This is a genomic window from Spirillospora sp. NPDC049652, assembly GCF_040675125.1.
Lineage (GTDB): Bacteria > Actinomycetota > Actinomycetes > Streptosporangiales > Streptosporangiaceae > Spirillospora.
Genome location: NZ_JBFAOF010000120.1, coordinates 1 through 12,645, shown reverse-complemented (window position 1 = coordinate 12,645; position 12,645 = coordinate 1). Strand labels below are relative to the sequence as shown.

Below are 12,645 nucleotides of genomic sequence, written 5' to 3'. Positions count from 1 at the left end.
CCGGACGGCCTGGACGGCGTCCCAGAGCGGCGTGTGCCCTGGCGTCGGTGCGGTAGACCAGCCCGGCGTCCGCCCCAGTCGCGGGTGGTCACCCAGTGCTCCAGCACCCGGCGCACCGCGTACCGCCGCCCCCGCCAGGCGAATCCGGCCGGGCGCCCGCCGGTCACCCGGACCTCGACCGGATCGCCGAACACGCGCGTCATCCGCCTCCCCCTCACGCTCGCCGCACGGGGGAAGGCATGCGGCCTCTGTCTCGAACATACGTTCGTACCAGAGTCTAGGGAAGACCCACCGGCCCAGCAAGGCGGGGTCGTCCCGGCGTGTCACGGCGACGAGCGAAACGCCAGGTCAGGCGGGGAGAAACCGGGGAAAAGCGGGTCAGGAGAGCAGCCGCGCGAGCTGGTCGGCCACACCGGACACCCGCGCCACGTCGGCCATGCCCCCGCCGGACCAGAGGTAGGACCAGCCGGAGCCGACCGGGGTCGCCACGACCATGATCTGGCGGCGGGTGACGGGCCCGACCACGCCGAGCACCATCTCGTCCGGCCCGGCGAGCCGGCAGCGCAGGCCCCGGGCCTCCACCTCGTAGGCCAGGGCGGCCAGGTGGTGCCGGCGCACCTCGGCGATTTCCCGCTCCCCGACAACAGACACCGCGATCAGCCGCCTCGTCCCTGGATGGATCCTGCCGCCCTCAGGATGGCCCGCGACAAATGATCACCGCAGGAAATCCCGAGGACTGGGTCTACCCTCTTCGGTTCCCGCCGCGACCGGGCCCGCTCCGGAACGGAGAGTGACGGGATACTTACGTCGAAGCCCTGCGGACAATCCCCGTGACATCCGCAAAAAGGCCGCATTGACGCCACGACGGCCCCGGGACGCCGCCGACCCGGACGAGACGGCCGCCGCCGTGGTAAACCCACTGGTGGAGCGATCGGCCAGAGCTCCACACCCCGCCACCAAGGAGCCCGCCGATGCCGTCCGCCCCGGAAGCCCCCGACGCACCGAACGCCCCGGACGCCCCGGCCGTCCCGGAGCGTCCGGACGCCGGTTCCCCGGACGACGCGCCGGGCGGCGGCGGTCCGGCGGGGGGCGGGCTGCGGGAGCTCAAGAAGCGGCGGACCCGGACGGCGCTGATCGACGCCGCCGTGGAGCTGTTCCTCGCCCAGGGCTACGACGCGACGACGGTGGACGAGATCGTCGCGGCCGTGCACGTGTCCCAGCGGACGTTCTTCCGGTACTTCGCGACCAAGGAGGACGTCGTCACCGGCTTCTTCGACGAGCACGACCAGTGGTTCGCCGACACGCTCGCGGAGCGTCCGGCGGACGAGCGGCCGTTCACCGCGCTCTTCGAGACGCTGCGGCTGGTGCTGAGGGAGATCGCCGGGGGGACCCCCGAGGACACCGAGCGGTTCCGCCGGATCCGCCGGGTGCTGGAGGCCGAGCCCGCGCTGAAGGCCGCGCAGATGGCCCGGTACGAGCGCACCGAGCACCTGCTGGCGCGGATCATCGCCGACCGGGAGGGCGTCGACCCGGCCACCGACCCGCGTCCCGAGATCATGGTGGCGTTCTACTCCGGCGCGACGCGCGTCGCGTTCGAGCGCTGCGCGCACGCGGACGTCTGGGACCCCAAGGCGGTCGCCGCCCGGGTCGAGGCGATCGTCTCCCTCGCCGGCGCCACCCTCCGCGACTGGATCTGACCCCGGCGGGAAGCCGGACGGGACCGGTCGGTGAGACGGGACGGCCGATCACCCTCGATAGGGTGGGGCATCCGGTGCGGATCACACCGGAACGGACAGACGCGCCGCGCACGTCGAACTGATGCGCCGCACGCGCCGGGAGACACCCGACCCACGTCGACCGACGCGCAGGCGTGTCGAACCTCGCCGCCGACTCCCGACCCCCCAGGACCAGAGATGACCCCTGAAGCCGCCGCGAACGTCCCGTCCCTCGGCCCGGAGGACCCTCGCAACCTCGGGCCCTACCGGCTGCTCGGCCGACTCGGCCGGGGCGGGATGGGGACGGTGCTGCTCGGAGAGGACGCGGCCGGGCGGCGGGTCGCGGTCAAGGTGATCAACCGGGAGCTGGCCAGCGAGGGGCCGTTCCGGGAGCGGTTCCGGCGCGAGGTGACCGCGGCCCGGCAGGTCCGCCGGTTCTGCACCGCGCCCGTGCTGGACGCCGAGCTCGAACACGACCCGCTGTACGTGGTCACCGAGTACATCGAGGGGCCGAGCCTGGAGCGCGCGGTCGCCGAGCGCGGCCCGCTGCCCGGCTCGGACCTGGAGGGCCTCGCGGTCGGCGTCGCCACGGCGCTCGCCGCGATCCACGGCGCGGGCATCGTGCACCGCGACCTCAAGCCCGCGAACGTCCTGCTGTCCGGCACCGGCCCGCGGGTGATCGACTTCGGGATCGCGCGGGCGCTGGACGCCGCCGACGGCCCGACCCGCACCGGCCAGTTCATCGGGACGCCCAACTACCTGCCGCCGGAGCTGCTGCGCGGCGAGCCGGTCACGCCCGCGTCCGACGTGTTCTCCTGGGGCTGCGTGGTCGCCTACGCCGGAACGGGCAGCGCGCCGTTCGCGGGCGGCACCGTCCCGGAGATCTTCTACCGCGTCGCGCACGAGCCGCCCGCCCTGGAGGGCCTGGACGCGGACCTGCGCGGCATCGTCACCGCCGCGCTCGACAAGGACCCGCGGAACCGTCCGACCGTCCAGGAACTGCTGGCCGGCCTGGTCGGCCACGCCCAGCCGGATCCGGCGCGCATCGCCGAGACCGTCCAGGCGTCCTGGCACAACCCGTCCGGCCCGCCGGCCGGCGCCCCGGTCGCACCGGGCATGTCGGGCGGAACGCGCCTCCCGGGCATGCAAGGCGTGCCAAACGGATCGGGTGGGCCGGGGCAGCCGCCGACGGTCGTGCAGCCGCAGACGCTGCTGGGGCCGGAGCCGACCCGGCACGACCCGGTCTCCGCCGCCCCGTTCCGCCTGCCCGCCCGGCCCGGCAAGCCGCTGCTCATCGGCGCCGCCGCCGTGGCCGTCCTGCTGGTGGCCGGGATCGGCGCGTGGGCGCTGCTCTCCCCGGACGGCCCGCCGTCCAAGACCGCGAGCGTGTACAGCGACGACTTCTCCAACAGCCGGTCCGGCTGGGACAGCATGGGCTCCTGGTACGGCTACGACAAGAACCTCTACTGGGTCAGCACCGACGGCTCGTCCCTGCGCTGGCGCGCCGCGCCGAAGAACGGCCAGGTGCCCGAGCGCGCGCTGGTCACGACGACGCTGAAGTTCGACGGCGGCCCGGACGACGCGTCCGCCGGGGTGGTCTGCCGCCTGCACGACGAGATGGACGACAGCAAGGACGCCCTCTACGCGTTCCTGCTCCGCAAGGACGGCAAGGGCCTCGTCGTCCGCAAGGTCGGCGGCCCTCTCGGCACGAAGGAGCTCGCCACGAGCGGCTCGGTCTCCGGGTTCAAGAAGAACGGGACGAACAAGCTCCAGGCCGCCTGCGAGCAGCAGGACGGCGGCAAGAAGATCAGGCTGCGGCTGTGGGTGAACGGCTCTCAGGCCGCCGACACCACCGACGCCGACCGTCCGCTCGCCAACGGCGGCGCCGGGGTGATGGTGTCGGCGGGCGGGAACACGTCGGTGCGGGTCGTCGGCGACTTCGACGACTTCGACCTCTCGGAGATCAAGGGCTGACCCCGGTGTCCGGCAGGTAGCCGCGCATCCAGCGGCCGAGCTGGCCGAAGACCTGCTCGCGGACGGGCTCGGCCGACAGCACCAGGTCGTGCAGGCCGCCCTCGATCCGGACGAGCGTGACGACCGGCCCGAGGCGCGGCGCGTAGCGGGCCATGTGCTCGACGTCCAGCACGGCGTCCGCGCTGGTCAGGCCCTCGACACCGGGCTTGGGCCGGACGCTGCGCACCGACGCCATGACCAGCACCGGCACGTCGATCGCGAGGCCCCGGTGCAGCCGGAGCTGGCCGCGCCGGACGGCGTCCAGCCAGCCCGCCCGCACCGGGAAGCCGAGCAGCGGCTTCCAGCCGAGGTCGAACTCCCACTCGCCGTCGTGGTCGCGGTGCAGGCTGCGCGGGTACAGGTCGGACACCCCGGCGGGCAGCTTCGCGGTCGGGAACCGCGCGCCGAGCACCCGGGCCAGGCCCGCGCCCGCCTTCCGCACCGGCCACGGCTCGGCGATGTCGAACCACGGGCTGTTCAGGAACAGCCCGTCGACCAGGCCCCGCCCGCGCACCCGGTCGGCCCACAGCGCCGCGACCAGCCCGCCGGTGGAGTGCCCGTTGAGCAGCAGCGTGTCGTGGCCGTCCACGTCCCGGACGATCCGGACCGCCTCGTCGATCTCGGGGAAGTACTCGCTGAGGCTGCGGACGAAGTTCGGGGTCTGGTGCGGGCGCAGCGACCGCCCGTACTTGCGCAGGTCCAGGGCGTAGAAGTCGTAGCCGAGCGCCACGTAGAAGTCGGCGAGGTGGCGCTGGAAGAAGTAGTCCACGAACCCGTGCAGGTAGAGGACGGCGCGCCGGGAGGACGCCTCGCCGCGCCGCCGGACCAGGGTCGCGACGACCTCCCCCTCGGCGTCCTCGCCGAGCGGCAGCTCGATCGCCTCGTAACCGGGCCCCAGCACGTCCGTGGTCGCGTCCATGGGCCCAGCGTACGGTCCGCGATCACCGCCGCCCAAGTGATCCACTAATGTCCGGGCCATGCCCTCTCCGCTGCGCGCCGGCGATCCCGCGCGACTCGGCCCCTACCGGCTCACCGCACGGCTGGGCCAGGGCGGGATGGGCACCGTCCTGCTCGGCGAGGACGCGGCCGGGCGGCACGTCGCGGTCAAGGTAGTCAACCCGGACCTCGCCGGGGACGAGGCGTTCCGCGCGCGGTTCCGGCGCGAGGTCACCGCCGCCCGGCGGGTCAGCCGGTTCTGCACCGCGCCCGTGCTGGACGCCGACCTGGAGCACGACCCGCTCTACGTGGTCACCGAGTTCGTGGACGGCCCGACGCTGGAGGCCGCCGTCCGGGAGCGGGGCCCGCTGCGCGGCGGCGACCTGGAGAGCCTCGCGGTGGGGGTCGCCACCGCGCTGTCCGCGATCCACGCGGCCGGGATCGTGCACCGCGACCTGAAGCCGTCCAACGTGCTGCTCTCCCCCACCGGCCCCCGCGTGATCGACTTCGGCATCGCGCGGGCCCTGGAGGGCGCGGACGGCCCGACCGTCACCGGCCAGTTCCTCGGCACCCCCGCCTACGTCGCCCCCGAGCTCGTGCGCGGCGGCGACCTCACCCCGGCCGCCGACGTCTTCGCGTGGGGATGCGTGGTGGCGTTCGCCGCGACGGGCCGTCCGCCGTTCGTCGGGAAGAACGTCCACGAGATCCTGTACCGCGTCGTCCACGAGGCCCCGGTCCTGGACGGCCTGGACGACGGTCTCCGCGCTCTGGTCGAGTCGTCCCTCGCCAAGGACCCCGGCCGCCGCCCGTCCGTCCCCGACCTCCTCGCCACCCTGATCGGCGCCACGCCCGGCGCGGAGCTCCTCCCCGACGCCGCGCCCACGGCCGGTGAGGCCGCCGGCTCCACCGGACCGCCCGTCCCCGAGGAGCCGTCCGCCCGCACGCCGCCGGCCGCTCCCACCTTGGCGCTCACCCGGGCGGCCGAAGCGGCCCCGATCCCGGGAGAGGAGCCGGTCAAGGCGCAGGGCCGGCCGGACGCGGCGGCCGAGCGGCCGGCCGGCGGACACCGGAGTCGCCTCACCTCCCGGCGGGTCATCGCGGTCGCCGTCGCCGGGGCGCTCCTGCTGGGCGGCGCGGCCACCCTTCGGCTACTGGACGGCGAGCCGGACCCGAAGGTGCCGCGGCTCGGCGCGGCCCTCGTCCCGGACGGGTCGCTGGCCGATGCCGGTTCCGGTTGGAACGCCGACGACTGCGGCGTCTTCGGCGCGCGCGGATTCGAGATCAGGAGCGGCAAGGACGGCCCCGACTGGTGCGTCGCCCCCCACGAGGCCCCGGCGACGCACTCCGTCGCGGACGTGCGGGTGCGGCTCGCGGGCGCCTCCGGCCGCAAGCCCTGGCAGGCCGGCCTGCTGCTCCTCGCCACCGACGACCGGCACTACGGCGTCCTGCTGCGCTCGGACGGCTCGGCGCGGCTGGTCAAGGAGACCCCCGACGGCGACACGAACGTTCTCGACAGCGTCCCGGCCCACTCCTACGACGCGGCGTCCGAGCCCGTCCGCGTCCAGGCCGAGGTGCGCGTCGCCCGCGGCCGGACGAGCGTCCGCGCCTGGCTGGACGGCGACTACGCGCTCGGCGCCGACGACGAGGACGAACCCTTCACCAAGGGGCAGACCGCCCTGATGGCCGACCCGATGGACAGCGCGCCCGGCCCCGATGACTACGTCCTGGCGCGTTTCACCCACTTCGCCCTCAACCGCGCCCACTGAGCACCGCCCGGCACCCCGGACCGTCCCGCCAGACCACGCCTGACCGCCCCGGCGTCCCAGCATCCGGAACCGGGTACGTATCGCGGCGCGCCGTCACCTAGAGTGATCGGGTCCGTTTTGCCCATGCGACAGGATCACTTCAGGCATGTCCGAAAAGAGTCCAGACCGTCCGGGTGAGCTGCGCACCGGCCTGCGCCGCCGCCACATGACCATGCTGGCCATCGGCGGCGCGATCGGCGCGGGCCTGTTCGTGGGCAGCGGCCAGGTGATCCGGACGGCCGGCCCGGCGGCGATCCTCTCCTACGCCGCCGCCGGCCTGCTGGTGCTGTTCGTGCTGCGCGCGCTCGGCGAGATGGTCGTGGCGCGGCCGGTCGCGGGCTCGCTCGCCGAGTACGCCCGGATGGCGCTCGGCCCGTGGGCGGGCTTCACCATCGGCTGGATCTACTGGTACCTGTACGTGATCCTGGTCGGCGCGGAGGCGGTCGCGGGCGCGGCGATCCTGGCGTCCTGGGTCGACCTGCCGCAGTGGCTGCTGGCCGCCGCGCTGCTGACCCTGATGACCTGCGTGAACCTGGTCTCGGTGAAGTCGTTCGGCGAGTTCGAGTTCTGGTTCGCCTCGATCAAGGTCGCGGCGATCATCGTGTTCCTCGTCCTCGGCGTGCTCTACGTCCTCGGGCTGTGGCCGGACTCGCCCGGCGGGCTGCACAACCTGACCGCGCACGGCGGCCTGGTCCCGAACGGCGCGACCTCGGTCTTCTCCGCGATCGTCGCGGTCATGTTCGCGTTCGGCGGCACCGAGATCGTCACGATCGCCGCCGCCGAGTCCGCCGAGCCGGGCCGCGCCGTCGCCCGCGCGACCGGCAACGTGCTCTGGCGCGTCGCCCTGTTCTACGTCTTCTCGATCTTCCTGGTGGTGTCGATCCTGCCGTGGAACGACGCCAGGGTGCTGACCAGCCCGTTCGTCAGCGCCCTGGACCGGCTCGACGTCCCCGCCGCCGGGACGGTCATGCAGGCGGTGATCCTCACCGCCGTGCTGTCGGTGCTGAACTCGGCGATCTACGTCTCGTCCCGGATGCTGCACGTCCTCACCCGCGACGGCGACGCCCCGGCCGCCCTGACCAGGATCAACTCGCGGGGCGTCCCGGTCCGCGCGATCCTGCTCGGCACCGTCGCCGCGTGGGGCGCGGTCGTGGCCTCCTACGCCTCCCCCGACCAGGTCTTCAAGTTCCTGATGAACTCCATCGGGACCGTCCTCGCCTTCGTCTACCTGGCGATCCTGCTCTCCGAGCTGCGCCTGCGCCGCCGCCTCGAACGCGAGGACCCGGCCAGCCTCACCTACCGGATGTGGCTCTACCCCTACCTGCCCTGGCTCTGCGTCCTCGCCCTCGGCGCCGTCCTGGTCTCGATGGCGTTCATGCACGAGCTGCGCTCCCAGCTCGTCGCCTCCCTGATCAGCCTCGCCGCCGTCGCCGCGATCTACCCCCTCCGCCGCCGCTACGGCTCCCGCCCCCCGGTCACCACCCCACCCCTCCCCCACTCCCGCTGACAGCGGCCGGGCGGACGGCTTCATCCGAGCCGACCGATTCGGCGAGAAAGCACTGAGAAAAGAAGACGGCCCGCGTCAGGGGACGCGGGCCGTCTCGGTTTCGGTCGGGCTTGGTTTCGGTCGGGTCAGACGGTTGCCTTACGGCTGCGGAAAAATGCGCCGATGGCCCGTGCGATGAGCACGATCGGCAGCAGGAAGACGTAGAAGAAGATGTGGTAGGTGCCGCCGCTGAAGATGAAGGCCAGGTAGATGGCGTAACCGGCCATTCCGAGGCCGACCACGGCGTACAGGAGGCGGTCGCGCGCCGTCGAGCCGATGCCGATCACGGCCGTGACCAGCATGGCGATGCCGCTGATGCCCATCAGGAGCACGTACCAGGAGAACAGGGGCTCGGCACTGAAGTCGAGGTTCACAGGCTTGTCCAAGGGGGGTCGTTCCGAAAAAGTCGGGTAACCGTACCGGAACGCCCCCCTTTCCGCCTAGGGGAACTAATCAATTTTCTTACGCGGGGCTTTCCGAGCCGCCTTCCAGGTCGCCTTCGAGGTCGAGGTAGGTCTGCCGGAGGCGGGCGAGGGTTCCGGGGTCGGGGGACGCCCAGAGTTCACGGTCGGCGGCTTCCAGGAGGCGTTCGGTGACGCCGCGCAGGGCCCACGGGTTGGACTTCTCCATGAACGCGCGGTTCTCGGGGTCGAAGACGTACTCCTTGGCGAGCGTCTCGTACATCCAGTCGTCCACGACCCCGGCGGTGGCGTCGTAGCCGAAGAGGTAGTCGACCGTGGCGGCGAGCTCGAACGCGCCCTTGTAGCCGTGCCGGCGCATGGCGGCGATCCAGCGCGGGTTCACGACGCGGGCGCGGAAGACGCGGTGCGTCTCCTCGGCGAGCGTCCGCGTCCTGACCTGGTCGGGGAGGGCCGAGTCGCCGACGTAGGCGGCCGGGTTCCGGCCGGTCAGGGAGCGGACCATCGCGACCATGCCGCCGTGGTACTGGAAGTAGTCGTCGGAGTCGACGATGTCGTGCTCGCGGGTGTCCTGGTTCTTGGCGGCGACCGAGATGCGGCGGAAGGCGGACTCCATGTCGGTGCGGGCCTCGCGTCCGTCCAGGCCGCGGCCGTAGGCGTAGCCGCCCCAGACGGCGTAGACCTCGGCGAGGTCGGAGTCGTCGCGCCAGTTGCGGGCGTCGATGAGCGGGAGCAGGCCCGCGCCGTACGCGCCGGGCTTGGAGCCGAAGACGCGGGTGGTCGCGCGCCGCCAGTCGCCGTGCGCGGCGTGGTCCTCGACGGCGTGGGCGCGCAGGAGGTTGCGGTCGGACGGCTCGTCCAGCGCGGCGACAGCGCTGATCGCGTCGTCCACGAGGGCGATGACGTGCGGGAACGCGTCGCGGAAGAAGCCGGAGATGCGCAGCGTCACGTCGATGCGCGGGCGGCCCAGCTCGGCGAGCGGGACGATCTCGAAGCCGGTCACCCGACGGGACGCGTCGTCCCAGGTCGGACGGCATCCGATGAGCGCGAGCACCTCGGCGATGTCGTCGCCCTGGGTGCGCATCGCGGATGTCCCCCACACGGTCAGGCCCACGCTGGACGGATACTCTCCGGTGTCGTCCAGGTGACGCCGGATGAGCGAGTCGGCCAGGGCGACGCCGACGTCCCACGCGTTGCGCGACGGGATGGCCTTCGGGTCGACGGAGTAGAAGTTGCGGCCGGTCGGCAGCACGTTGACCAGGCCGCGCGTCGGCGATCCGGACGGCCCGGCGGGCACGTACCCGCCGTCCAGCGCGTGCAGCACCGCGCCGATCTCGTCGCGCGTGGCGTTCAGGCGCGGGACGAGCTCGGACGCCCCGAATTCCAGCAGCCGGACGACGTCGGGCACGTCCCGGCCGAGGACCTCGGCGGCGACCTCCGGGGCCCGGGCGGCGTCCCAGCCCGCGTCCTCCATCGCCTGGACGAGCCGCCGCGCGGTGTCCTCCAGGATGTCGATCACATCGGACGCGGTGCGTCCGCCCAGCGCGTTGACCACCGCGCCCGGCTCGGCGAGCAGCGCCTTCTCGTCCAGGCCGTGCGGCGCGGCGATCGCCGAGCGCAGGCCCGGCATGGCCCCGGCGACGCCGCCCCACACCTGGGTGGCGCGCAGCACGGCGAGCACGAGGTTCACACGCGTCCCTCCCTGCGGCTCCTGCCCGAGGATGTGCAGGCCGTCCCGGATCTGGACGTCCTTGATCTCGCACAGGTACCCGTCGATGTGCAGGATGAAGTCGTCGAAGTCGGCCTCGTCCGGCATGTCCTCCTGGTGCAGGTCGTGGTGGAGCTGCGCGGCCTGGACGAGCGTCCAGATCTGCGCCCGGACCGCCGGCAGCTTGCTCGGATCGAGATCGTTGACGGTGGCGTACTCGTCCAGGAGCTGTTCGAGTCTGGCCAGGTCACCGTAGGTTTCGGCGCGGGCCATCGGCGGCACCAGGTGGTCCACGACCGTGGCGTGCGCGCGCCGCTTGGCCTGCGTGCCCTCGCCCGGGTCGTTGACGATGAACGGGTACACCAGCGGCAGGTCGCCGAGGACGCCGTCCGGGGCGCACCCGTCCGACAGCCCGAGGCCCTTGCCGGGCAGCCACTCCAGCGTCCCGTGCTTGCCCAGGTGGACGACCGCGTCCGCGTGGAACTCCCGGTCCAGCCAGCGGTAGGCGGCCAGGTAGTGATGCGAGGGCGGAAGGTCCGGGTCGTGGTAGATCGCGACGGGGTTCTCGCCGAACCCGCGCGGCGGCTGGATCATCAGCACGACGTTCCCGAACCGCAGCGACGCGAGCACGATGTCCTCGCCGTCCACGTAGAGCTCACCGGGCGGCTCCCCCCAGTGCTGCCGGACGCCTTCGCGCAGCGACTCGGGCAGCACCTCGAACCACGTCCGGTAGGAGGCCAGAGACGCGCGCGCGGGAGCCTTGGCCAGCTGGTCCTCGGTCAGCCACTCGACGTCGTGCCCGCCCGCCGCGATCAGCGAGTGGATCAGCTCGTCGCCGGTATCCGGGTTCTGCCACAGCGAGTGGTCGTCGCCCAGGTCGTACCCGGCGTCCGCCATCTGCCGGAGCATCCGCACCGCGGACGTCGGCGTGTCCAGCCCGACCGCGTTCCCGACCCGCGCGTGCTTGGTGGGATACGACGACAGGACGATCGCCACCCGCTTCTCAGCGTTCGGGACGTGCCGGAGCCGCGCGTGCCGGACCGCGATCCCGGCGACCCGCGCGGCCCGCTCCTCGTCGGCCCGGTACACCGGGATGCCATCCGGACCGAGCTCCTTGAACGAGAACGGCACCGAGATGAGACGCCCGTCGAACTCGGGGATCGCGACCTGCATCGCCGCGTCCATGGGCACCAGCGCCGCGTCCGACTCGTCCCACGCCTGCCGCGACGACGTGAGGCAGAGGCCCTGGATGACGGGCACGTCGAGCGCGCCCAGAGCCCCGGCGTCCCAGGAGTCCTCGTCTCCCCCGGCGCCGGCGTCCGCCGCGACCGCCCCGCCCGCCGCCAGCACGGTCGCCACGATCGCGTCGCTCCGCCCGAGCAACGCCATCAACTCCGGCTGAGCCCCGCGCAACGACCCGCAGAACACGGGAAGCGCATTGGCCCCGGCCCGCTCGATCTGCCTGCACAACACGTCCACGAACGCCGTGTTCCCCGACAGCTCGTGCGCGCGATAGAAGACCACACCGACCGTCGGACGGCCCTCAACCTGCGCATGGTCACCGTGCACCCCGAACGAGGGCATGGCCACGGGAGGTTCGAAACCCTCACCGGTGAGAAGCACCGTGTCGGACAGGAAGAACGCGAGCTGACGCAGGTTCCCGACGCCGCCCTCGCGCAGATATGCGAGCGCCTCGGCGGCGACTCCCGGCGGCACTGTGGACAACGCCATCAACTCGGCGTCCGGGTCGGCCTCCCCGCCAAGGAAAACCACCGGCAAACCGCTTCTGACCAGCGCTTCCACGCCGTCCGGCCAGGTCTTCCGGCCGCCCAGCAACCGCACGACGACCACATCGGCGCCCTCGGTCAGGGACGGCAGTTCCCCCACATCGACCCGCACGGGATTGGCGGTCGCCCACCCCGCGTCCGCCGCACGTGCGGCGAGCAGTTCGGTGTCGGCGGTGGACAGCAGCAAAGCACGCATCGCGATGCCTCCAACGGGGTCCGCGCCCCGGCTCGGGTGAAAGGCCGCGACGGCGCGGAGTCTCCTGGCTCCCGGATCGGCGCCCCCGCCCCGGCCTTCCGGCGTCGCCGCCGTGACCTTGCGTGAGGGAGGACTCCCCGGTGACAGTTGCGGGACAGCTCCGGATTCACACCGGATTCCTCGCCCGCCGTCGCCGCGCCAGTCTACGGACCGGCCGCCTCGTCCTCACCCCCGCGATTCCAGTGGCTCCCACGCGGCACAGGGCGTACCCTTCCCTGTGTCGGCGAGTGGGGAAGCTCGACCGGCCGAAACGCCCGTTCCTCACCTAGCCGGGAACGGGCGTTTCGCTGTGTTGAAACAGCCCCGGCCCACTTCGCTCGCCTAACGGCTCGCTGTGTTGATCGCAGTCCCGGCCCACTCCGCTCGCCTGGCGGCTCGCTACGTGACCGCGCCTGGGCGAACGCGGCATCGCTTCGCGATCTGCCCGGTTGCGCTCGCCTCCGGCTTCGCTCCACCGGGC

Annotated in this window: 9 protein-coding genes and 1 riboswitch; of the genes, 4 read left to right on the top strand and 5 right to left on the bottom strand. The window is 72.9% G+C overall.

Going from position 1 to position 12,645, the window contains the following annotated elements; genetic code table 11:
• Both AB0J52_RS11245 and AB0J52_RS11240 read right to left on the bottom strand, forming a co-directional pair.
• Positions 1 to 203 (bottom strand): DUF6504 family protein (locus AB0J52_RS11245; RefSeq protein WP_500181451.1); only part of this gene is annotated, 203 nt, incomplete at its 3' end.
• A gap of 175 nt (positions 204 to 378) precedes the next feature.
• The gene (locus tag AB0J52_RS11240; RefSeq protein WP_500181450.1) at positions 379 to 651 is read right to left on the bottom strand and encodes a hypothetical protein; all 273 of its coding nucleotides are present in this window, start codon (positions 649 to 651) and stop codon (positions 379 to 381) included.
• A 320-nt stretch (positions 652 to 971) separates the two neighbouring features.
• Between AB0J52_RS11240 and AB0J52_RS11235 the strand changes: the two genes are divergently transcribed.
• Positions 972 to 1,697: a TetR family transcriptional regulator gene (locus AB0J52_RS11235; protein ID WP_500181449.1), complete on the top strand. Its 726-nt coding sequence runs from the start codon at positions 972 to 974 to the stop codon at positions 1,695 to 1,697.
• A gap of 216 nt (positions 1,698 to 1,913) precedes the next feature.
• Positions 1,914 to 3,689 (top strand): serine/threonine-protein kinase, encoded by a 1,776-nt coding sequence (locus AB0J52_RS11230; protein WP_500181448.1) that lies wholly within the window; start codon positions 1,914 to 1,916, stop codon positions 3,687 to 3,689.
• Here the strand turns inward: AB0J52_RS11230 and AB0J52_RS11225 are convergent.
• Positions 3,679 to 4,647 carry an alpha/beta hydrolase gene (locus AB0J52_RS11225; RefSeq protein WP_500181447.1) on the bottom strand — a complete coding sequence of 323 codons (969 nt, stop codon included), beginning with the start codon at positions 4,645 to 4,647 and terminating at the stop codon, positions 3,679 to 3,681. The two genes, AB0J52_RS11230 and AB0J52_RS11225, sit on opposite strands and share 11 nt — an antisense overlap.
• Positions 4,648 to 4,705: 58 nt before the next feature.
• Between AB0J52_RS11225 and AB0J52_RS11220 the strand changes: the two genes are divergently transcribed.
• Together AB0J52_RS11220 and AB0J52_RS11215 are read left to right on the top strand one after the other, a co-directional pair.
• The gene (locus tag AB0J52_RS11220) at positions 4,706 to 6,430 is read left to right on the top strand and encodes a serine/threonine-protein kinase (protein WP_500181446.1); all 1,725 of its coding nucleotides are present in this window, start codon (positions 4,706 to 4,708) and stop codon (positions 6,428 to 6,430) included.
• Between the two features lie 145 nt (positions 6,431 to 6,575).
• Positions 6,576 to 7,976: an amino acid permease gene (locus tag AB0J52_RS11215; RefSeq protein ID WP_500181445.1), complete on the top strand. Its 1,401-nt coding sequence runs from the start codon at positions 6,576 to 6,578 to the stop codon at positions 7,974 to 7,976.
• A 125-nt stretch (positions 7,977 to 8,101) separates the two neighbouring features.
• Here the strand turns inward: AB0J52_RS11215 and AB0J52_RS11210 are convergent, their stop codons facing one another.
• Together AB0J52_RS11210 and cobN are read right to left on the bottom strand one after the other, a co-directional pair.
• Entirely contained in the window at positions 8,102 to 8,389 is a 288-nt protein-coding gene (locus tag AB0J52_RS11210) for a hypothetical protein (protein ID WP_500181444.1), read from the bottom strand.
• Positions 8,390 to 8,477: 88 nt separating this feature from the next.
• Positions 8,478 to 12,125, bottom strand: coding sequence for a cobaltochelatase subunit CobN (cobN, locus tag AB0J52_RS11205; protein ID WP_500181443.1), 3,648 nt, complete (start codon positions 12,123 to 12,125; stop codon positions 8,478 to 8,480).
• 57 nt (positions 12,126 to 12,182) lie between these two features.
• Positions 12,183 to 12,307: riboswitch (cobalamin riboswitch) on the bottom strand.
• Positions 12,308 to 12,645: the final 338 nt, after the last annotated feature.